General features: G+C 35.2%; 20 protein-coding genes and 3 pseudogenes. 12 read left to right on the top strand and 11 right to left on the bottom strand.

Annotation, left to right across the window (positions count from 1 at the left end):
- Window positions 1-25: 25 nt before the first annotated feature.
- The 8 genes from prmA to proC all read left to right on the top strand — a co-directional run bounded on the left by prmA (window position 26) and on the right by proC (window position 8,822).
- Entirely contained in the window at window positions 26-1,000 is a 975-nt protein-coding gene (gene prmA / locus C6H25_RS05815) for a 50S ribosomal protein L11 methyltransferase (protein WP_418904552.1), read from the top strand.
- A gap of 8 nt (window positions 1,001-1,008) precedes the next feature.
- A complete protein-coding gene (ftsH, locus tag C6H25_RS05820; RefSeq protein WP_104748504.1) occupies window positions 1,009-2,910 on the top strand; it encodes an ATP-dependent zinc metalloprotease FtsH in 1,902 nt (633 codons plus the stop codon).
- Window positions 2,911-2,978: 68 nt separating this feature from the next.
- On the top strand, window positions 2,979-3,686 hold the full coding sequence (gene pssA / locus C6H25_RS05825) for a CDP-diacylglycerol--serine O-phosphatidyltransferase (RefSeq protein ID WP_104748575.1): 708 nt from the start codon (window positions 2,979-2,981) through the stop codon (window positions 3,684-3,686).
- A 9-nt stretch (window positions 3,687-3,695) separates the two neighbouring features.
- Window positions 3,696-5,903: a heavy metal translocating P-type ATPase gene (locus C6H25_RS05830; RefSeq protein ID WP_104748505.1), complete on the top strand. Its 2,208-nt coding sequence runs from the start codon at window positions 3,696-3,698 to the stop codon at window positions 5,901-5,903.
- A gap of 1 nt (window position 5,904) precedes the next feature.
- On the top strand, window positions 5,905-6,120 hold the full coding sequence (gene copP / locus C6H25_RS05835; RefSeq protein WP_104748506.1) for a copper-binding metallochaperone CopP: 216 nt from the start codon (window positions 5,905-5,907) through the stop codon (window positions 6,118-6,120).
- A gap of 41 nt (window positions 6,121-6,161) precedes the next feature.
- Window positions 6,162-6,383 carry a cation transporter gene (locus C6H25_RS05840; RefSeq protein WP_104748507.1) on the top strand — a complete coding sequence of 74 codons (222 nt, stop codon included), beginning with the start codon at window positions 6,162-6,164 and terminating at the stop codon, window positions 6,381-6,383.
- 145 nt (window positions 6,384-6,528) lie between these two features.
- Window positions 6,529-7,677: a tetratricopeptide repeat protein gene (locus C6H25_RS05845; RefSeq protein ID WP_104748508.1), complete on the top strand. Its 1,149-nt coding sequence runs from the start codon at window positions 6,529-6,531 to the stop codon at window positions 7,675-7,677.
- Window positions 7,678-8,018: 341 nt separating this feature from the next.
- Window positions 8,019-8,822 (top strand): pyrroline-5-carboxylate reductase, encoded by an 804-nt coding sequence (gene proC, locus C6H25_RS05850; RefSeq protein ID WP_104748509.1) that lies wholly within the window; start codon window positions 8,019-8,021, stop codon window positions 8,820-8,822.
- Between the two features lie 522 nt (window positions 8,823-9,344).
- Here proC and ybeY read toward each other — a convergent pair.
- From ybeY to C6H25_RS05865, 3 genes are all read right to left on the bottom strand, one after another.
- On the bottom strand, window positions 9,345-9,767 hold the full coding sequence (ybeY, locus tag C6H25_RS05855; protein ID WP_104748510.1) for an rRNA maturation RNase YbeY: 423 nt from the start codon (window positions 9,765-9,767) through the stop codon (window positions 9,345-9,347).
- A gap of 61 nt (window positions 9,768-9,828) precedes the next feature.
- A complete protein-coding gene (locus C6H25_RS05860) occupies window positions 9,829-10,323 on the bottom strand; it encodes a flavodoxin (RefSeq protein ID WP_104748511.1) in 495 nt (164 codons plus the stop codon).
- 92 nt (window positions 10,324-10,415) lie between these two features.
- Window positions 10,416-10,997, bottom strand: coding sequence for a DedA family protein (locus tag C6H25_RS05865; RefSeq protein ID WP_104748512.1), 582 nt, complete (start codon window positions 10,995-10,997; stop codon window positions 10,416-10,418).
- Window positions 10,998-11,158: 161 nt separating this feature from the next.
- Here C6H25_RS05865 and ccoS point away from each other — a divergent pair, with 161 nt between their 5' ends.
- Window positions 11,159-11,377 (top strand): cbb3-type cytochrome oxidase assembly protein CcoS, encoded by a 219-nt coding sequence (gene ccoS, locus C6H25_RS05870; protein ID WP_104748513.1) that lies wholly within the window; start codon window positions 11,159-11,161, stop codon window positions 11,375-11,377.
- 23 nt (window positions 11,378-11,400) lie between these two features.
- Window positions 11,401-12,372 (top strand): NAD(P)-binding domain-containing protein, encoded by a 972-nt coding sequence (locus C6H25_RS05875; protein WP_104748514.1) that lies wholly within the window; start codon window positions 11,401-11,403, stop codon window positions 12,370-12,372.
- A gap of 175 nt (window positions 12,373-12,547) precedes the next feature.
- Here the strand turns inward: C6H25_RS05875 and C6H25_RS08610 are convergent.
- Window positions 12,548-12,668 (bottom strand): annotated as a pseudogene (locus C6H25_RS08610) (outer membrane beta-barrel protein); the annotation flags it as partial.
- A 77-nt stretch (window positions 12,669-12,745) separates the two neighbouring features.
- Window positions 12,746-13,225 (bottom strand): annotated as a pseudogene (locus C6H25_RS05880) (outer membrane beta-barrel protein); the annotation flags it as partial.
- 855 nt (window positions 13,226-14,080) lie between these two features.
- Here C6H25_RS05880 and C6H25_RS05885 point away from each other — a divergent pair.
- On the top strand, window positions 14,081-15,163 hold the full coding sequence (locus tag C6H25_RS05885; protein ID WP_104748516.1) for an AAA family ATPase: 1,083 nt from the start codon (window positions 14,081-14,083) through the stop codon (window positions 15,161-15,163).
- Window positions 15,163-15,852 carry a DUF3226 domain-containing protein gene (locus tag C6H25_RS05890; RefSeq protein WP_324761424.1) on the top strand — a complete coding sequence of 230 codons (690 nt, stop codon included), beginning with the start codon at window positions 15,163-15,165 and terminating at the stop codon, window positions 15,850-15,852. Before C6H25_RS05885 ends, C6H25_RS05890 begins: the two co-directional genes overlap by 1 nt.
- 43 nt (window positions 15,853-15,895) lie before the next feature.
- Here the strand turns inward: C6H25_RS05890 and C6H25_RS05895 are convergent, their stop codons facing one another.
- The 6 genes and pseudogenes from C6H25_RS05895 to C6H25_RS05920 form a co-directional block, all read right to left on the bottom strand.
- Window positions 15,896-17,065 carry a ParA family protein gene (locus C6H25_RS05895; RefSeq protein ID WP_104748518.1) on the bottom strand — a complete coding sequence of 390 codons (1,170 nt, stop codon included), beginning with the start codon at window positions 17,063-17,065 and terminating at the stop codon, window positions 15,896-15,898.
- 362 nt (window positions 17,066-17,427) lie between these two features.
- Window positions 17,428-17,721: pseudogene (locus tag C6H25_RS05900) on the bottom strand (hypothetical protein); the annotation flags it as partial.
- A gap of 76 nt (window positions 17,722-17,797) precedes the next feature.
- On the bottom strand, window positions 17,798-18,793 hold the full coding sequence (locus C6H25_RS05905) for a ketoacyl-ACP synthase III (protein WP_104748519.1): 996 nt from the start codon (window positions 18,791-18,793) through the stop codon (window positions 17,798-17,800).
- A gap of 27 nt (window positions 18,794-18,820) precedes the next feature.
- Window positions 18,821-19,834, bottom strand: a complete 1,014-nt coding sequence (plsX, locus tag C6H25_RS05910) for a phosphate acyltransferase PlsX (RefSeq protein WP_104748520.1) — start codon at window positions 19,832-19,834, stop codon at window positions 18,821-18,823.
- A gap of 74 nt (window positions 19,835-19,908) precedes the next feature.
- Window positions 19,909-20,055, bottom strand: a complete 147-nt coding sequence (gene rpmF, locus C6H25_RS05915) for a 50S ribosomal protein L32 (protein ID WP_104748521.1) — start codon at window positions 20,053-20,055, stop codon at window positions 19,909-19,911.
- Between the two features lie 17 nt (window positions 20,056-20,072).
- Window positions 20,073-20,429, bottom strand: a complete 357-nt coding sequence (locus tag C6H25_RS05920; protein ID WP_104748522.1) for a hypothetical protein — start codon at window positions 20,427-20,429, stop codon at window positions 20,073-20,075.
- Between the last annotated feature and the right edge of the window lie 11 nt (window positions 20,430-20,440).

Below are 20,440 nucleotides of genomic sequence, written 5' to 3' on the forward strand. Positions count from 1 at the left end.
ATTTAAATCATGTTGTTAGATTATGATGTATTTTGAAACTTTTTTTGTTTTCTATGAAGAGCGTGAAGTCTTTATGGACTTTCTCGCACAAACCGCTGATTTAGCCCTTGAAGAGACTGATTTAAAAACCTTAGAGGCTTTTAATGAAATAAAAACCATTAACGCTCTAAAAACTCAAAATTGGGAACATTTTTCTACTCAAAATATTCCAACCGATTTTATGTTTTGTGTGAATGATTTATTGAAAGAAACCTTTATAGTCGTGCGACTTGAACAAGACCCTAATCTTTCGCTACTACCTAAACTAAAGCACTTTTGCTTAACACTTAAGCAACACTTGAAAAAAGATTTTAACTTTCATTATCTCACTCAAAAACTTCCTAATAAAGATTGGCTAGAAACTTATGAGCAGAGTGTTTTGCCGGTGCAATGTGGGAAGTTTCATATCCGCCCTAGTTGGCATGCAAAGCCAAGTGATATTCCAACAGATTACGATATTTTAATCAATCCGGGGCTTGCTTTTGGTTCAGGTCATCACGAAAGCACTTCTATGTGCTTAGAATTGCTCGCTAAACTTGATTTAAAGGATAAAAAAGCCTTAGATGTGGGCTGTGGGAGTGGGATTTTAAGCATAGCGATGAAAAAGCAAGGCATAAAGTCTCTCATGTCTTGCGATACAGATGAGCTTGCTATTCAAGCGACTTTGCAAAACATCTCTTTAAACCAATTAGCGCTAAATAAACAAGATAAAATCTTTCAAGGTTCTACCCAACATATTGATGAAACTTTTGATATAGTCGTTGCTAACATTGTTGCTGATGTAATTAAAAGCTTGCATAGCGAATTTTTACGCCTTTGTGATAATATTCTTATTATATCAGGGATTTTAGAAACCCATTTAGACTCCGTATTGCGAGTTTATCGAGATTTTGAGATTTTAGAACAGCAAAAGCGTAATGAATGGGTAGCTCTAAAACTGCTTAAAAAACAAAACAATTAAGGACCTTAATGAAACCAACTAACGAACCTAAAAAACCATTTTTGCAAAACCCTATTGTGTTGATTGTCCTTTGTGGTATCTTATTAGTATTATTTTTGCGTTCTTTCAATAGCACTGAAAGTGGTTTTGGCGAACATTTTTTATCCTCTAGCACTAAAAATGTGAGCTACCATGAAATCAAGCAACTTATTGAAAACAAAGAAGTAGAAAATGTAAGCATTGGTCAAACTCTCATTAAGGCAAGCCACAAAGAAGGTAACACGCATATCATTTATGTCGCTAAACGAGTGCCGGACTTAACCTTAGTGCCTCTCTTAGATGAAAAGAAAATCAATTATTCCGGTTTTAGCGAGTCTAATTTTTTCACTGACATGCTAGGGTGGCTTATGCCGGTATTAGTTATTTTAGGCCTATGGATGTTTATGGCAAATCGCATGCAAAAAAATATGGGCGGAGGTATTTTTGGCATGGGTGGTGCTAAAAAGCTCATTAACGCTGAAAAACCCAAAGTGCGTTTTAATGATATGGCAGGCAATGAAGAAGCCAAAGAAGAAGTGGTAGAAATCGTAGATTTTTTAAAATACCCCGAGCGTTATGCGAGTTTGGGGGCTAAAATTCCTAAGGGCGTGCTATTAGTAGGGCCTCCGGGAACCGGAAAAACCCTCTTAGCTAAAGCAGTAGCCGGTGAGGCGAGCGTGCCGTTTTTCTCTATGGGGGGCAGTAGTTTTATAGAAATGTTTGTAGGCTTAGGGGCTAGTAGAGTTAGAGATTTATTTGAAATCGCTAAAAAAGAAGCTCCTAGCATTATTTTTATTGATGAAATTGATGCCATAGGCAAGAGCAGAGCTGCTGGGGGCGTAGTGAGTGGGAATGATGAAAGAGAGCAGACTTTAAACCAGCTTTTAGCAGAAATGGATGGCTTTGGGAGTGAAAATGCCCCCGTAATTGTCCTAGCCGCAACCAACCGCCCCGAAATTTTAGATCCTGCCTTAATGCGTCCGGGACGCTTTGATAGACAAGTTCTAGTGGATAAACCTGATTTTAATGGTAGGGTAGAAATTTTAAAAGTGCATATTAAGGGCGTAAAACTTGCCAACGATGTAGACTTGCAAGAAGTTGCTAAGCTTACTGCAGGACTTGCTGGAGCAGATTTAGCTAATATCATCAATGAGGCAGCACTCTTAGCCGGTAGAAATAACCAAAAAGAGGTTAAGCAAATCCACTTGAAAGAGGCTGTTGAAAGAGGTATTGCTGGATTAGAAAAGAAAAGCCGAAGAATTAGCCCTAAAGAAAAGAAAATCGTAGCTTACCATGAAAGCGGACATGCCGTGATTTCTGAAATGACTAAAGGCAGTGCGAGAGTAAATAAAGTCTCTATCATTCCAAGGGGCATGGCAGCTTTAGGCTACACTCTCAACACACCCGAAGAAAACAAATACTTAATGCAAAAGCATGAGTTAATCGCTGAAATTGATGTGCTTTTAGGCGGAAGAGCGGCTGAAGATGTCTTTTTAGAAGAGATTTCTACCGGTGCGAGCAATGACTTAGAGAGAGCGACAGATATTATCAAGGGCATGGTAAGTTATTATGGCATGAGTAGTGTCAGTGGGCTTATGGTCTTAGAAAAACAACGCAATGCCTTTTTAGGTGGTGGCTTTGGCTCATCTAGAGAGTTTAGCGAAAAGACCGCTGAAGAAATGGATAATTTTATTAAAAATCTCTTAGATGAACGCTATAACCATGTCAAGCAAACTTTGAGCGATTATAAAGAAGCGATTGAAATCATGGTCAAAGAACTCTTTGATAAAGAAGTCATTACCGGTGAGAGAGTGCGAGAAATTATTGGCGATTATGAAGTGGCTAATAATTTAGAAAGTCGCTTAGTTCCACTAGAAGAGCATGCAGGATAAAATGCTAGGACAAAAGCGATTTTGCATGCTTTCATTACGCCTATTTGAAATTAAAAAAGGGCTTTTTTATGCCTATTAAGCCCCTTTATTTGTTTCCTAACCTTTTTACGGCTAGTAGTATTTTTTTAGGCGTGATGAGCATGTTCTATGCCTCTGATCAACAATTTGTTATGGCATGTTGGCTTGTTGTAGCAAGTCTCATTTTAGACGGACTTGATGGGCGTGTAGCACGACTAACCAACACCACTAGCAAATTTGGCGTGGAATTTGACTCACTCGCTGATGTAGTGGCATTTGGAGTAGCCCCTAGTATGATTGCCTATTTTTATATGGGGCATAATTTTGGGCGTATTGGTATGGCAGTGAGTGCGTTATTTGTGATTTTTGGAGCTATTAGATTGGCACGATTTAACATCAGCACTAGCACTAGCGACCCCTACTCTTTCATAGGCATTCCTATTCCAGCAGCAGCGGTATTAGTGGTGCTTGGAGTGTTACTAGATAATAAATACCACTTTTTAGAAGAATTATGGATAAAGTTTTTCTTAGGCTATATTGTCTTATTAGGAGTGCTTATGGTGAGCAATATCCGCTATCCTAATTTTAAAAAAATCAAATGGAATTTAAAACTCTTTATTTTACTACTCATTTTTTTGCTACTTGTTTTTGTTCGCCCTTTGGAAGTATTAAGCGCGTTTATGCTCTTTTACTTGCTGTATGGTGTTTTACGCTGGATATATCTAATGGTAAAGATTATCTTTAAACACAATTCATAGGACTATACAATGAAAAAAGAAACTTTTTACATAGAAGGCATGACTTGCACCGCTTGTTCTAGTGGGATTGAACGCTCTTTGAAACGCAAAGATTTTATCCAAGATATAAGCGTGAATTTAATGACAAAGAGTGCAGTCGTTAGCTATGATGAACAAAAAGCTACCCTAGAAGATATTTTCAACATTGTAAATAAGCTAGGCTACACACCCAAAACCCATTTAGAAGAAAACACGCAAAAAGAATTTTTAAGCCCCAATGTCAAGCTCATAGGAGCGATTGTTTTTACGCTTTTTGTTTTGTATTTTTCTATGGGGGCTATGCTTATTCCTAGCCTTGTCCCTCAAGCGATTTTAGATAACCAAATGCTAGATGGCATCTTACAACTTGTTGGCACTCTCATTGTCATGCATTTTGGGCGTAACTTCTATTTTAAGGGTTTTAGCACCCTCTATCACAAACAACCCAACATGGATAGTTTGGTAGCTATAGGCACGAGTTCAGCATTCATTTATAGCTTGTATTTGCTATGGCGTGTGAGCTATCTTAAAATGCCTATAGAGGGCTATTATTTTGAAAGCGTTTGCGTGATTTTAATGTTTGTAATGATTGGTAAACGCATTGAAAATGTCTCCAAAGATAAAGCCCTAGATGCCATGCAAGCCTTAATGAAGAATGCCCCAAAGACTGCCATTAAAATGCAAAACAATAAACAAGTTGAAGTCTTAGTGGATAGTATTGTTGTAGGCGATATTTTAAAAATCTTGCCCGGGTCTCATATCCCCGTAGATGGCGAAATCATTGAGGGCGAGGGGGAATTAGATGAGAGCATGCTCACTGGCGAACCTTTACCACTCTATAAAAGAGTGGGCGATAAGGTCTTTTCTGGCACACTTAATAGCAACACAAGCTTTTTAATCAAAGCCACACAATCCAATAAAGACAGCACGCTATCAAAAATTATGGATTTAATCAGTAACGCTCAAAATTCAAAAGCACAAATTTCTCGCCTAGCTGATAAGGTCTCTGCGGTCTTTGTGCCAAGTGTCATAGCGATTGCAAGCCTAGCTTTTTTAACATGGCTATTGATTATGGGGGATTTTAAAACAGCTTTAGAAGTCTTTATTGCTGTTCTTGTGATTTCTTGCCCATGCGCTTTAGGGTTAGCCACACCTATGAGTATTTTGGTGGCTAATCAAAAGGCAAGCTCTTTAGGCTTATTTTTTAAAGACGCTCCAAGTTTAGAAAAAGCAAGGCTAGTCAATACTATTGTATTTGATAAAACCGGCACGCTCACTATTGGTAAGCCTATGGTAAAAGAAGTCATTTTAGCACCCAATACAGATTTGAAAGATTTATTGAGCCTAGCATCTAGCATTGAAAATAGTAGCGAGCATGTCATTGCTAAAGGCATAGTAGAATACGCCAAAGAGCATAACGCCCCTTTAAAAGAGATTAGCGAAGTTAAAGTTACTACAGGCTTTGGCATTAGCGCTAGGATAGATTATAAAGGCGCTACAGAGATTATAAAGGTCGGTAATAGCGAATTTTTTAACCCTAAAAACACGCTAGACATTAAAGATACCGGCATTTTAGTTTTTGTAGGTAAAGCAATCAATGATAATGAAGATGAATTTTTGGGCGCATTCATTTTAGAAGACTTGCCAAAAATGGGGGTTAAAGAACATCTAAAAAGCATTAAAAATTTAGGCATTAAAACCATGCTTTTGAGCGGAGACAATGAAGAAAATGTCAAAAAATGTGCTTTAGAGCTAGGACTAGATAGCTATAAAGGAAACGCTAAACCAGAAGATAAACTTAACAAAATCAAAGAGCTTAAAGCACAAGGCGAAATAGTGATGATGGTAGGCGATGGCATGAATGATGCCCCAAGTCTCGCACTCAGTGATGTGGCAGTCGTGATGGCTAAAGGAAGTGATGTGAGCGTGCAAGCAGCTGATATTGTAAGCTTTAACAACGATATTAAGTCTGTTTATAGTGCGATTAGATTAAGTCAAGCAACAATTAAGAATATTAAAGAAAATTTGTTTTGGGCTTTTTGCTATAATAGTGTGTTTATCCCCTTAGCATGTGGAGTAGCTTACAAGCTAGGCATTATGCTTAATCCTATGCTTGCAAGCTTAGCGATGAGTTTAAGCTCAGTGAGTGTAGTCTTAAATGCCCAAAGGCTAAGGAATTTTAAAATTAAGGAGAATTAAGATGAGTTCAAAAGTTACTATTAGTGTGCCAAGCATTACATGCCAGCATTGTGTGGATAAGATTGAAAAGTTTGTTGGAGAATTAGATGGGATTGAACATATTGATGTGGATATTCCTACAAAAATCGTGCATGTAACTTTTAATGCCCCAGCGACTGCAGAGGCGATAAAAGAGGCTCTTTTAGATGCTGGACAAGAAGTGGCTAGTCTCTCGTAAAAAAACAGACTATTGATTAAAAGCTAGTTAGAAGGAAGTATATGAGAGTAAGTTTTTTTGTTCCCACAATTGCTAATAGAAGTTGTATAGAGAAGTTAGAGAACTATATTGGAGAGTTAAATGGCATTAACCACATCAATATTAACACCTCTAAAAAGACGGTTCTTGTAGAATTTTCTAGCTTGACAAGTGCCAAAGCTATTGAAAATGCAATTAAAGATGCAGGCTATGAGACCATGTTAAATGCTGATGATGAGTTTTAAGCCCTAAAGTTACCAAACTTTTCAAAAAGTGCTATGCACCTTGTTTAATAATACAAACAAGGTTTGATTTTATGCACACTCAAAGTTAAGCTATAGTATAATCTACATTCACTTTTATATTCGATTCTAACATCAAGGAATTTTTATGTTTAAAAACTTTATCTCTTATAGAACCTTACTAAAGGCATTGGTAGTAGGTAGCTTATGTGTTAGCTCTGCTGTAGCAGACACTACAGATGCTCAAAGCCCTGATGAGCTCAAACAACAATGCGATTCAGGAAATGGAAGTGCATGCAATAACTTGGGCGTAATGTATCAAAACGCACAGGGTGTAACTAAAGATTACGAGCAAGCCGTTGAACTCTATAAAAAAGCTTGTGATTTAGGTGTTGGTGGCAGTTGCTATAACTTAGGCGTGATGTATGCCAACGCTCAAGGTGTTGCCAAAGATGATAAACAAGCTACCGAACTCTATAAAAAAGCTTGTGATTTAAAGATTGGAGATGCTTGCAACAATTTAGGGTCTATGTATCAAAACTCACAGGGCGTAGCTAAAGACGACAAACAAGCCATAACCCTTTACAAAAAAGCTTGTGATTTAGGCATTGGAAATGGTTGTAATAATTTAGGCATTATGTATCAAAACGCTCAAGGCGTGGCTAAGGACTATGCTCAAGCAGTAGTATTTTATAAAAATGCTTGCGATTTAAAAAATGGAAATGGCTGTAATAACTTAGGTGTGATGTATGCCAATGGAAGAGGCGTAGCTAAGAACGACAAAAAAGCTGTTGAGCTTTATAAAAAATCATGCGAATTAGAAAGTGGGAATGGTTGTAATAGCTTGGCTATCATGCATCAAAACGGACAAGGCGTGCCACAAGATGATAAAAGAGCGGTAGAGCTTTATAAAAAAGCTTGCACTTTAAAAAGTGGGAGTGCTTGCAACACTCTAGGAAACATGTATCAAAATGGTCAGCTCGTATCTCAAGATCTCGCTAAAACCGTTGAATTTTATACCAAGTCATGTGAGTTAGGAATTGGCTCTGGTTGTTTCAATTTAGCAGTTCTATACACCAATGGTCAAGGCGTTTCTAAAGACTATTCACAAGCTGTAGCACTCTATAAAAAATCATGCGATTTAGGTAGCAAAGATGCTTGTAATACTTTAGCAAACATGTATCAAAAAGGAAAGGGTGTTACAAAAGATGATGAACAAGCTATCGCTTTTTTCAAAAAAGCATGCGATTTAGGCTCTAAAGAAGGTTGCAAAAAGCATGAAAAATTAGCCAAATAGACTTTATTCTTATGGCTTTTTAAGAAAGCTTAGAGGTTACACAATGTATTGGAATCCACTTTGAGATGGATTCTAATTATATCCACCACTCCATTCTCTCCTTAGGCAATTTTTTAACTATCATGCTAATTTTCTGCACCAAAGAAGAATATCAAAAAAACTAACTATCACAAAAATTCTTAATATCTCTTTCGTATTATCCAAAATCAAATCTCAATTTAATAAAACTGGTATAATTCATCATTGAGATTATAGGGTTTTGTTTTTTTTTTTTTTTTGAAAATGTCTTATAAAGACTAATCTTTAAAAATAGAACCAATAAACTATTAAGGAAATCCAACATGAAAAAAGAAACCTTACTATTCATCGGCTATGGCAATATGATGCGTGCAATTTTAGAGGGGTCATATGCCAATTTGAGCCAAAATTTTCACTTAGAGATTACCGGACGCAACGCCACAAAAATCGCTCCTTTTTTAGAAGAAAAAAATATCAATGCCACCATTACTCACCCAGAACCCCATACTAATACCATCGATATCCAAGATAAATTCGTTTTTTTACTCTATAAACCCTACAACTTAAATGACTTTAATTACGAGGGAAAGGCTAAAAGCATTATCAGTGCACTTGCTGGCGTGAGCTTTAAGAGCTTGCAAAACACCTTTTATGCTAAGCATTATCTTAAATGCATGCCTAATATCGCTAGTAAGTTTGCCCTTTCTTCTACGGCTTTTTGCGAATGCTTTAGTCCGCTATCTGAAGAACATAAAACAATCAGCCAAAATGCTTTAGAAATCATTCAAAGTTTTGGTATCGCTATCAATGTGCCCAATGAAGAACAAGTCAATGCGAGTGTAGCAACCAATGGTAGCTCACTCGCTTTTTTAAGCCTTGTAGCAAGCGCTCTAAAAGATGCTGGAGTGAGAGAAGGCTTGAATGCTAAAGATTCTCTGTCTTTAGTAAGCGCTACTTTTAAAGGCTTTGCTAAACTTTTAGAGCATGAACGCCCTGAAATCATCACAGAACAAATCTGCACCCCCAAAGGCACAACGATTGAGGGTTTGAGTGTATTAGAAAATCGTGCTGTAAGGGGTGCATTCATAGAGGCTTGTCATGAGAGCGTAAAAAAAATGCGTTCTTAAAAATACGCACCATCGTTTTTTGTTTGATTTTTGAGCACAAAAAGTCTTTGTAAAATATTTTTAGAGCCTTTAAGAAGCATTTAAACACTTACATTAAAGCTTGCTCCCCCCCAATCATAAGCGAACTAAACGCTCTAAAAATCAAAGGATAAGCCCATTTTTAAAGCAACCTTCTAAGCCTTTTAAACTTAGGGAACACTCTTAGAAATCAGCGTTTCATAAAAAACACTGCTTTAAACCAAGAAAAAATTTCAAGGTATAATTCTTAAGAAGAGCGTTTATTGTGTAGTTTTTAGGCATGGGAGTTTCTTTTGAAAATAAATTTGCCCTATATTTGAACTACGAAACATAAAGACTTTTATCCATTCAGTAAAGTACAAAACAGAATTAAAAAATGAACAATTTAAAAATCAAATGAATACAAATCTAAACAAGAACTAAACGCCCCTAAAAGTTAAAAGAAACTCTCAATTAAAGCGGTTAAAAACTTCTTTTAAGCGATAAATTCAAAAGAATAAAAAATTAATTTTGCACTCGCTCAATCAAACTCAAGGGCAAATCAAACGCTTTGATTAGCTCGCTCTCTTTTTGCCGTTGCTCGCCATTATCTACTTCATGGTCATAGCCTAGCAAGTGCAACACCCCATGGATAAATAAAAGCGCGACTTCATCTTCTAAAGCATGCCCTAGTTTTTGAGCGTTTTCTTTGGCTAAATCCATGTTGATAACTACACTCCCTAAAGGCGTGTGCATAATAGCCTCTAAAGGAAAGCTCAACACATCAGTCGCATAATCGCATGAGCGTAAGTCTCTGTTGATTTCTCGCATATTTTCAGCACTCACTAACACAAGCTCAATCATTTGAGTGGGGGCTAAAAATCCTGCGATTTTTTCTAATAACGAAAAGTCAAATTCTAAGGGGGTTTGATTATCTATTTCTAACATCAATTTAAAAAGGAAGTCTAAGAGATAGCACCCTAAGCTTAAAGCTTAGAGTTTAAAAAGATTAAGCGAAAGAACCTTTGATTTCTTCTACCCATTTTTCAATGCGCCCATCAGTTAAATCATCTTGGTTATCTTCATCAATTACTAAACCGATAAATTTGCCACCCTCTACAGACTTAGACGCCTCAAAATTATAACCATCAGTAGAAGTATGACCTACCACTTTACCAGCCTTAGCTTTTTCATAAATATGAAAAATACCTTCTGCAAAAGTCTCGCTATAAGTATCTTGATCGCCCAAGCCTACAAGCCCAATAACTTTGCTAGAAAAATCACTTGAATCTAAAGTGCCTAAGAAATCTTCCCAATCAGTTTGCAAATCACCAGCACCTGCTGTAGGAGCGACTAAAATCACATTTTTGAAACCATCAAATTGCTCTTTACTTGCCTTAGCAACATCAATCACTTCAGCATTGCCGATTTTTGCACTGATTTTCTCAGCAATAGTTTCAGCGTTTCCGCTATCTGTTCCATAAAAGATACCAATTTTTTCCATGGTGTGCCATCCTTTAATATTTCAAAGATACTGCATTCGCTTTTTTAACGAATACTAAGGGCGTAGTTTAGCACATAGAAGTAAATTCTTGCTTAAAAACCAATTTTGCGTGAATAACGCTTCAATAAAAAACAAATTAAAACCAACACCACAACAAGCCCTCCAATAAAAAATGAAGAGTGTGCTGAAAACTTGTCATAAAGCGTTTTGACCCAATCACTAGCCACATACGAAACCCCCCCTACTAATAACGCCCACACTAAGCTAGACAAGGTGTTGAGCCATATGAATTTCTTTAATGAATACTTACTAAAGCCAATCGCTAAAGGCACAATGGTTTTAATACCATATAGATACTTATTAGCAAAAATCATGGCTATCGCATAGCGTTTTACCCATAAACTCGCTAAAGCAAGCTTGCGTTGATGTTTTTGAAAATATTTTAAAAACTCTTTTTTTTGATAGCGGGCAAACACTACAAACGCCCCACTACCCACTGCGTTGCCCAAAAAGGCTACTAAAATAGTGGTTTTAATATCCAAACTATTAGTTGTAGCGCTTAAAATAGAGGCTATAACAATCCCCACATACCCACTTCCTAATGAATATAAAAATAAAATGAGATAGCCCCAATGAGCAAACCCCTCTTGAAAATGCTGTAAAGCCTCTTGCATATTAAATTCCTTTAATTAAGTTTCATTTTTATCACCATGTTATCCAAAAAGAAAAGTCATTTGCCTTTTTTTAGAAGTAACTTGAGTATAATACTTAGGTTTTTATTGCATGCTGAAGATGCTAAAGACTAGTGCCATTACTTGAAGTAGAGATGATAACGATGAATACAGGAATTTTAAGCTTGATGTTGGTTGTCTCTGTGCTAATGGGGCTAGTAGGATTAGTGGCATTTTTATGGGGCGTTAAAAGTGGGCAGTTTGACGATGAAAAACGCATGCTTGAAAGCGTGCTATATGATAGCTCAAGCGATTTAAATGAGGCTATTTTGGAGCAAGAACGCCAAAAACACTCACCAAAAACTCCTTGTAAAAAGCCTTAAATTTTAATGATTAAGGATATTGAATGGAAAAAGAAGTCTTAGATGTGTTAATTGTAGGTGCAGGTCCAGGCGGTATTGCAAGTGCTGTAGAATGCGAAGTAGCGGGCATTAAAAAAGTGCTTTTATGCGAAAAGACAGAAAGCCATTCTGGCATGATGCAAAAGTTCTATAAAGCGGGTAAAAGAGTGGATAAAGACTATAAAAAACAAGTCGTAGAGCTTAGAGGGCATATCCCTTTTAAAGACAGCTTTAAAGAAGAAACTTTGGATAATTTCACGCAGTTATTAAAAGAGCATAATATCAACCCTAGCTATAAGACTGATATTGAGAGCGTGAAAAAAGAGGGCGATTTGTTTAAAGTAACCACTTCGTCTAATGAGGTGTATTATGCCAAATTTGTTGTCATTGCCATTGGCAAAATGGGTCAGCCAAACCGCCCTACTAGCTATAAAATTCCGGTTAATCTCTCCAAGCAAGTGGTTTTTACCATTAATGATTGTAAAGAGGGCGAAAAAACCTTGGTAATAGGTGGGGGTAACTCAGCGGTAGAATATGCGATTTCATTGTGTAAAATGGCACCCACTACCTTAAACTACCGCCGAACAGAGTTTGCTAGAATCAACGAAGATAACGCCAAGAATTTAAAAGAAGTTTTTGATAATGGCACTCTTAAAAGCAAGCTTGGTGTGGATATTGAAAGTTTAGAAGAGGATGGCACGCAAATTAAGGTGAATTTCACCGATAAAACAAGCGAAAATTTTGAACGCCTCCTTTATGCTATTGGGGGTTCTACGCCATTAGAATTTTTCAAACGCTGTGATTTGGAGCTAGATTCTAGCACCAATATCCCTATGGTTAAAGACAATTTAGAAAGCACTAACATTTCTAATTTATTCATCGTGGGCGATATTTTGTTTAAAAATGGTGCGAGCGTTGCGACCGCATTAAACCATGGCTATGATGTAGCTACTGAGATTTCTAAAAGATTGCATTAAAATTAAGGGGGTTAACCCCTTAAAAGCTGAAAACATAGTCAAAATAGAATGCAAGAAAGCGTCTCAATACTAGACTTAGGGTAAAGCGTAGTTAAAACCAAAACCCCCTAATTCTTGCGTCGCTTGTTGAATTTGTGTGTTAGCTTGAGAGTCTATATCAAAATAAGTGTTATTAAATGGTAGGAATTTTAACCCCCCCATTCAAAATGATTGTGTTTGCCCCCTAAACGCATGCCTAGATTGACTAAAAATTGAAAAGTGGTGTTATTAACCTTATCTTTAGAATTGTTATAAATAGGCTTGTTTTTTGTTCCAAGATTTTCCATACCACATGGCCGTGCCATCTTCAACTGATTGCATGTTGCACACATTGTTATTCCACCCTATTATTGAATATTTTCAAATATCTTTTGTAATCACCGCTATTACTAATGCTATAGCTCGCACCAGCAAGCCCTATCCCAACTCTAAAACCAAAAAAGATTCTTTGATGATTAGCCACATTCAAAAGCACATCAAGATTGGCTCCATAAGTGTGAATTTGTGGGGTTCCAATAGCATAATCCATACTACCATTACTACTACTGCTATAGTCTCTATAATTGCAATTAATAGTATCTTGGCTAGTGGTGCAACCAGAGACTGCATTATTCATACTATTATTCATACTATTATTCATACTATTATTCATACTATTATTCATACTATTATTCATACTATTATTCATACTATTATTAATACTATTGATAGCACTATTCAAGTTACTCTCCGCATTATCAATTTCGTTGTCAATACTAGAAAAACCGACAAAAGGAACTGAAATATCATAAAATGCACCACCCCTAAAACCAAACCATTGATGTTTTTTTCAAAATGTATTTATAGCCCATAACCACACCAAGTCCATTGGAATTAGAAGTTTTTTTGAGATGTACTTCCTATAGAATTAATGCCAACCAAGTCATTACTTACAAAAACAAATTCATAGCCTACCCCTAAGTAGAACGCACTCTTATTGGCATATTTCTCTTTTTGTCTATCAACTTGCTTTTAAGCATGGGATTTTCCTAATTTTTCTTTAACTTTTTTGAAAAATTTATTAATCGCATCTTCTTGCAACCCATCTCCATAGACACAACTAGAAAGGGGGCATTAAAGCCAAGCATAAAATACTTTATTTAATGTTTTTTAAAAGACTAGATGAATAAGAGAGCGTTAATAACTCATTTCTGGGGAGCAACAGATTAGTACAATACTATAAGATTCCTTTTAACACAATTTTATAAAGTTTTTTATTCCAATCTCAAAAAGCTTTAATATCTATAAAATGATTTTAAATGTAATTCATAGATAAACTATTTACTATCCATTTTTAAAACCAAAAAATAGCTTTACAAAAAGGTATTTTAATGCCTAACTATGTTTTTAAAGCGATAAAAGATATTTTGTGATATTATATTTATAATGTTTTTAATAAGATTTTTCTATTGTTACATATTGGGTCGTAAGGTGCTTGATAAATTATTTTAGTTCTATCCTTTTTTTGATAGCTATGTTTTTCTAATTTATAATACATTGTTCGATGGCAAAATTTGGGGCAAACCCACACACCTATCAAATTGCAATCTATTAGGTATTCTATAAAAATTAAGCCATCTAGTAGTATCATTGTCATTAAGGAAAGAAGTTAAAAAATAAAGGCAATATGATGATAAAAAGTGTGCGAATTAAAAATTATAAAAATTTTAAAGATTTTGACATTAAAGATTTTGCACTTATTAATTTCTTTACCGGAAAAAATGATGTGGGTAAGACCAATATCTTAGAAGCACTTTACATCAATACAGGTATTTGTTATCCAAGCACTAATGAAAGCAGTCTTCCTATAGAGCATGCTATCCATACTAATCACTTTAGACAAATGAAATCAACTATAAATAATCTCAAGTCAATGTTCTATCATCAAAATTTTTTAGAACCTATTAGCATTATTACAGAATTTGATGACAAAATAATCCCTTTAACAATTGAATATAAGTTTTCAAAAAATTACAACAAAGAAATCAGTTTAGATAATGAAATCAAAAATAACAATAAAGAAGAATTGCATTTTATATGCGATAAAACTTGTGAACCTATGGTTTTATCTTATAAGAACGATGTAAAAAATTTACAAATAATTTGTCCTAGTTTAAACAATTTGCAAAAATTTTATAAAGAACATGCTATTTTTGTCCCCATAGAATTAATAAATATTAAGCCCACTAATATCTTACAATCTATTCGTAAAAATAATCAAGAAAAAGAATTGATTGAAATTTTACAGCTATTTAATTCTGATATCATAGATGCTGAAGTCATCTCTAGTGATGAAACCATAGAGGGTGTTGCTATTAAAATTAAAGATGAGAAAAAAGAGACTAAAAGTTCTAAAAGGTTTTTAAATTTATTTGGATGGGGTTTTGTTAAGTTTTTTGTGATTGCAAGCATTCTTGTTAGCAAAAAAACTAAATATCTTTTTATAGATGAAATAGAAAACGGTTTACATTATAGCAAAATGCAAGAATTTTTAAAAGCTCTTTTTAAATTAGCCAAAAACTCTCACATTCAAATCTTTGCAACCACACATAACAAAGAATTTCTAACAAATGCTATGCAACCCTTGCTTATGGATTTTAAAGATATAGCATTATTTAATCTTTATAAAGAAGATAATCATTATAATTTTATTAGATACAGCCATTCTATGTTAAATAAGGCACTTTTTAGAGGCATGGAGACCAGAGATTGATGAAAAAAATTATTTATGTTGAAGGTGAGAGCGATAAGATATTTTTAATGCTTTTAAATAAGATTAAAAATTTAGATATTCAAGAAGAAAATATTATAAATTGTAATAGTAAAGACAATCTATATGAAGAATCAGAAAGCATTAAGGAATATATAAGAAACTACAATATTTACATTATTTTTGATTCAGATGGCAAAAATAGAGAGGATAAAATTAAAGAAATTAAAAAACAACTTCAAAGATTAGGAGAACAAAAACACCGCCTCACAGATAAAGAATTTGAAAAAATTAATATTTATTTGTTGCCAGAAAATGATGACAATAAACATAACAAAAAGTATTATGAATTAGAGCATTTGCTCCTAGAAATAATGCAAGACAAAAATTTCTATCAACATTATAGAGATTTTTTTACTCAAATCACACAATACAAAATACAACAAAATAACCCTATGAAAAAGGAACAAAAAAAGTTCAATAAATGTTGGCTATGTCCTTATATCACACTTTCTATTTGTCTAGAAAAAGCAATCACCCCTTGTCATATGGCAGACATTAATGAAACAGACACTATCCACAAAATATTAGGCAACACAAACAATTTAGAAACCATCAAAAATCTTTTTAACTTTGATTCACCAAAAATTAAAAATTTAATTGATTTTCTAACAATATCTAACAATACCTAGTTAAAATTACTTAGTTTAGAAATTTTAACCAAACAATCAAACCCTACTCATTTAAATTGCAAGGATTGTTCACAAAACCAAATCCATCACTTCTTGATAGTTCCTGAACTCTCCCTATAAGTTCTTTGGCAAAAGCATGGTATTTGCCTTGAAGTTCTTCATATTTTGCTTTATTACCCCCACGAACAGTATTGACATCTTCAGCTTCCAAGTGAGAACAAGAAGGGATTTTCCACATAGGAACTTGATATTTTTGTGATAGACTAGGAAAGGTGTTATGTGAATACATAATTGTATTGTCACCCATATCACCTATTGATTTTTCAATTACCTCTTTATTAAATTTTTTATTAGCATCCTTAATGTATTGCTTAATAAACTTAGGGATTTTATCTACATAATAAGAGTGAGCTTGAGCTAATTTTGGCTTATTAGGCTTGCTTTTATTATCATATTTTTTGGCATTATAAATTGTATAGCCTAAAAATTGCACGAAATATTTAGGAAACTTTTCAAGTCGTAACTGATTTTCACTTCTAAGCTTTTCAAATTCTTGTTGCCATAATTCAAGAGATCTGCCTATATTTTTAATACCATAAAGACTAAACATATCTGGCTGAGCCGGAATAAAAAATCCATCAACGGTTGAAATAATCACTTTATTTAAAATCCCTAAGCTAGGTGAAGTATCAACAATAATATAGTGGTATCCATATTTTTTACTATACTCCTCGCAAATATTTCTAACTTCCATGATTATTTTTATAGACAAATAATTCCCTCCAGGCTTGAATGCAAAAGGCAGTTGTTCTGCAATAGTATCTTCATACTTATTAACAGATAAACGCCCCGGCAATAAATCTAAATTCTTACCAAGAGAGCAAGGCTTAGGTATCACATCATATTCAAAAATACTCTTACCATTATCAAGGGGTCGTAGTAAAAAATGGATACTTCTATTTTTGCGGGCAATCTCTTTAAAACGCTCTTTTTCCTTATCAGCTATTTCAAAACTCCTAATAAAATCCTCTTCCTCATCCCAAATTCCTTGGATTTTTTCCTCCGAAAGGCTACTGATTGTTAAATTACATTGTGGATCCAAATCTATAAGCAAAGTTTTGTGTCCCATTTCACTCAATGCATGAGCTAAATGAAAAGTTAAAGTGGTCTTACCAACCCCTCCCTTATTATTAAAAACAGATAAAACATACATAATAAAATACCCCTTGTTTTAAAATAAAAACATTCGCAAATGGTAACAAAAATTCTTAAACCAAGTTTTTTATCTAAAAAATATAAATCAAAAACTTTTTCCATTAAAAGACTAATATAAATAGTATTAAAATATTCTTTTATACCCTTAGACAACACTATTTGAGATTAAAAAATTAAAATAAGACAGACTATTGGATTAGCTTAAATAAGGGATAAAAGAGTATTCTCTCATCAATCCCTACTCACACTCTAATAAAAACACTAGATTTTAAGCACACTTTGGCTCAATTATTCCTTACTTTCTTTCGCATTAGCACTTGTTTTATTAGCATTGGTCTCATCAGTTTGCCCACTTGCTTGCTCGCTCTTGGCTTGCTTTTCAGCCATTTCAGCGTTTTCACAATCTCTCCTAAAAGACTTAGAAATGTAATTAATCCTTAGCGTAGAGTTAAAGGCCATTTGGCATTTCTTAAGTTTCTTAGCTCTAGCTTGCGGATCTTCAATATAATGATTCACCGAATGCACAAAACTAAACCAAAACCCCATAGGTGCGGTGCGCTGATCTGGCGTCCCCATGCAGTGGTCGCTACAATAATCGCTCTGTGCCATTAAACTTCCTACCATTACACAAGCTAAAAAAATGATTTTTTTCATGTAAGTATTCCTTTATTTTTAGGATTAGTTATTATAACTTTAAAAATGATTTATCTTACCAAAACCTTTCAAACTTCTATTCTCCCCCAAAATACACTAACGCTGAACCCCAAGTCAAGCCCCCACCAAAGGCATCTAAAAGCATTAAATCGCCCTTTTTCAAACGCCCTTCTTCATAGGCTTCGCACATAGCCATAGGAATACTGGCAGCTGAAGTGTTGCCATATTTATGCACCGTTAAGACTACTTGCTCATCTTTAAAATCCAAATGCTCTCTTACAGCTTGTATAATTCTCAAATTCGCTTGGTGCGGTATAAACAAACGCACATCTTCAGACCTTAAAGCATTTTTTTCTAAAATCATTTCCACATCTTTTAAAAGTGTTTTAACTGCTAACTTAAATACTTCATTCCCTTTCATGTGTAAAAAAGGCTCTAAAGGCTCTTGCTTAGGATTAAAAGGCGTGGATTTTAAAGTTCTAGGCGTATAGAGATAATCAGAAAAATTCCCATTGGCTGAAATCTGCACATCTAAAATACTCTCTTTTACATGCTCTGTTCTACCTATTACACACGCCCCCGCTCCATCGCCAAATAAAATACAAGTTCCTCTATCTTCAAAATCTAAAACGCTACTAGCTTTCTCAGCCCCAACAATCAGCACATTTTCATGCATTCCGCTTTCAACATAAGCCTTAGCCATAGACAGCAAATAAACAAAGCCCGTGCAAGCCGCTACAATATCAAAGGCGGGCTTATTTTCAATACCCAACTTAGCACTCAACACACAAGCGGTTGATGGCATAGCCAAAAAATCGGGGCTTAAGGTCGCTACAATAACTAAATCAATGTCTTGTGGGGTTAAATTCGCTCGCTCTATAGCTTGCTTGGCTGCTATAACGCCTAAATCACTACTTTTTTCTTCATCTTTTGCGAAACGACGCTCCTTAATACCGGTGCGTTTTTGTATCCATTCATCACTAGTATCTAAAAAGCTTTGAAACTCCGCATTCCCCACCTTTCTTTCTGGGGCATGCATAGCAATTGATTTAAGAGAGGCATAAAATTTCATTCAATCCCCTTAAAAATGGGTTTTTAGTCATTGGGCATCACATTGTGCGATAGAATTGCTTGATTTTAAGCGTTCAAACGCCTCAGCAATCCTCGCACAAACATTCCCCTCCAACGCCTTAATAGCTTGATAAATAGCACATTCAATCGCCCTAGCATTGCTCTTACCATGGCTAATAATTACGCTTTTATTAACCCCTAGAAGTGGTGCACCACCATACTCAGCATAATCTGTTTTTTGCTTGAGAGTAACAAAAGCATTTTTTAACAATCCTGCCCCTACTTTAGCTTTAAAGGAGTTCTTAATCTCTTCTTTAAAAATAGAGCCAATCGCACTAGCGACTCCTTCAGTAGTCTTTAATACCACATTACCCATAAAGCCATCACACACAACGACATCTACAAGCCCTTTGAAAATATCACTCCCCTCCACATTGCCATAAAAAAAGTCATAGGCTTTAAGCACTTTATGGGTCTCTTTAACAAGCATATTACCCTTAATATCTTCTTCGCCATTGCTTAAAAGTCCCACTTTAGGATTATCATATTTCAAAACACTTTTGACATACTCATACCCCATAAGAGCAAAATCTATCAAATATTCAGGCTTGCAATCAGTGTTAGCCCCTGCATCTAATAGCACGCTAGGACGCTTGCCAACACTTGGCATTAAAGTGCAGATTGCAGGTCTCTCAACCCCCTTGATACGCCCTAAGCGTAAAGTGGCTAAACCCATAGTCGCCCCACTATGCCCTGCTGAAATCAAGGCATCAGCCCCATTTTTCAAAATATCCATAGCTAAGTAGATAGAGGACTCCTTGCGTTTAATCGCCTCAGTGGCTGCCTCTTCCATTTTGATATAATCCTCTGTATGAATCATATCAACTTTGCTCGCTAATTTTTTAGAGATGAAAGGAGTCGCCTTATTCTTATCCCCTACCAAGACCACTTCAAAGTTCTTATTTTCTAGGGCTCTTGAAACCCCCTCAATAACAGGCAGAACTCCATGGTCAGCCCCCATTAAGTCTATTACGATTTTCATTGTGCATCCTTAAAAGGCTTATTAGAACCTCTCAAAATTTTCCTTATCAAAACCCTTTTATAAAAAGGAATTGATTAATATTCTTTAGTAAATTTATTTACATGATGAGGAAGTTTCCAAGTGCCATCTTTTGCTTTTATAGGTTTAGCCAACTTAACGGTATAGTGCGTGCGTCTCTTTGCCGCTCTTGTTTTACTCACTCTTCTATCAGGTACTGCCATAAAATCTCCTTAAATATTCAATCTATATAGTGGTAGTCTAATTTAATGGACTCCACTTCAGAGCGTAAAATCTCGCTCAAATCAATAAAACCATTGAAAGATTCAATAATATCTAAATTATCAAAAACTAAACTTTGGCTTTGCATATCCCACAACCCGTCTGAGATATGCAAAACTAAAGGTTCATTAATATTCTTTTTAAACTCTTTGCCACTCATATTGCAAGTAAGCATAAGCTCGCCTTTAAGTTGAGCTTTTAAGCAAAATAATTTTGCACCTACTCGCACAACCTCGCCTTCTAAAACCACTCCCTCATGCTCTAAAGAAAACTTTTTAGGTGCATTAGAAAGGATTTTACGCATTTCAAGTTGCATAAGGCTTGCCC

The organism is Helicobacter cetorum (genome assembly GCF_900198405.1).
Classification (GTDB): Bacteria; Campylobacterota; Campylobacteria; order Campylobacterales; family Helicobacteraceae; genus Helicobacter; species Helicobacter cetorum_C.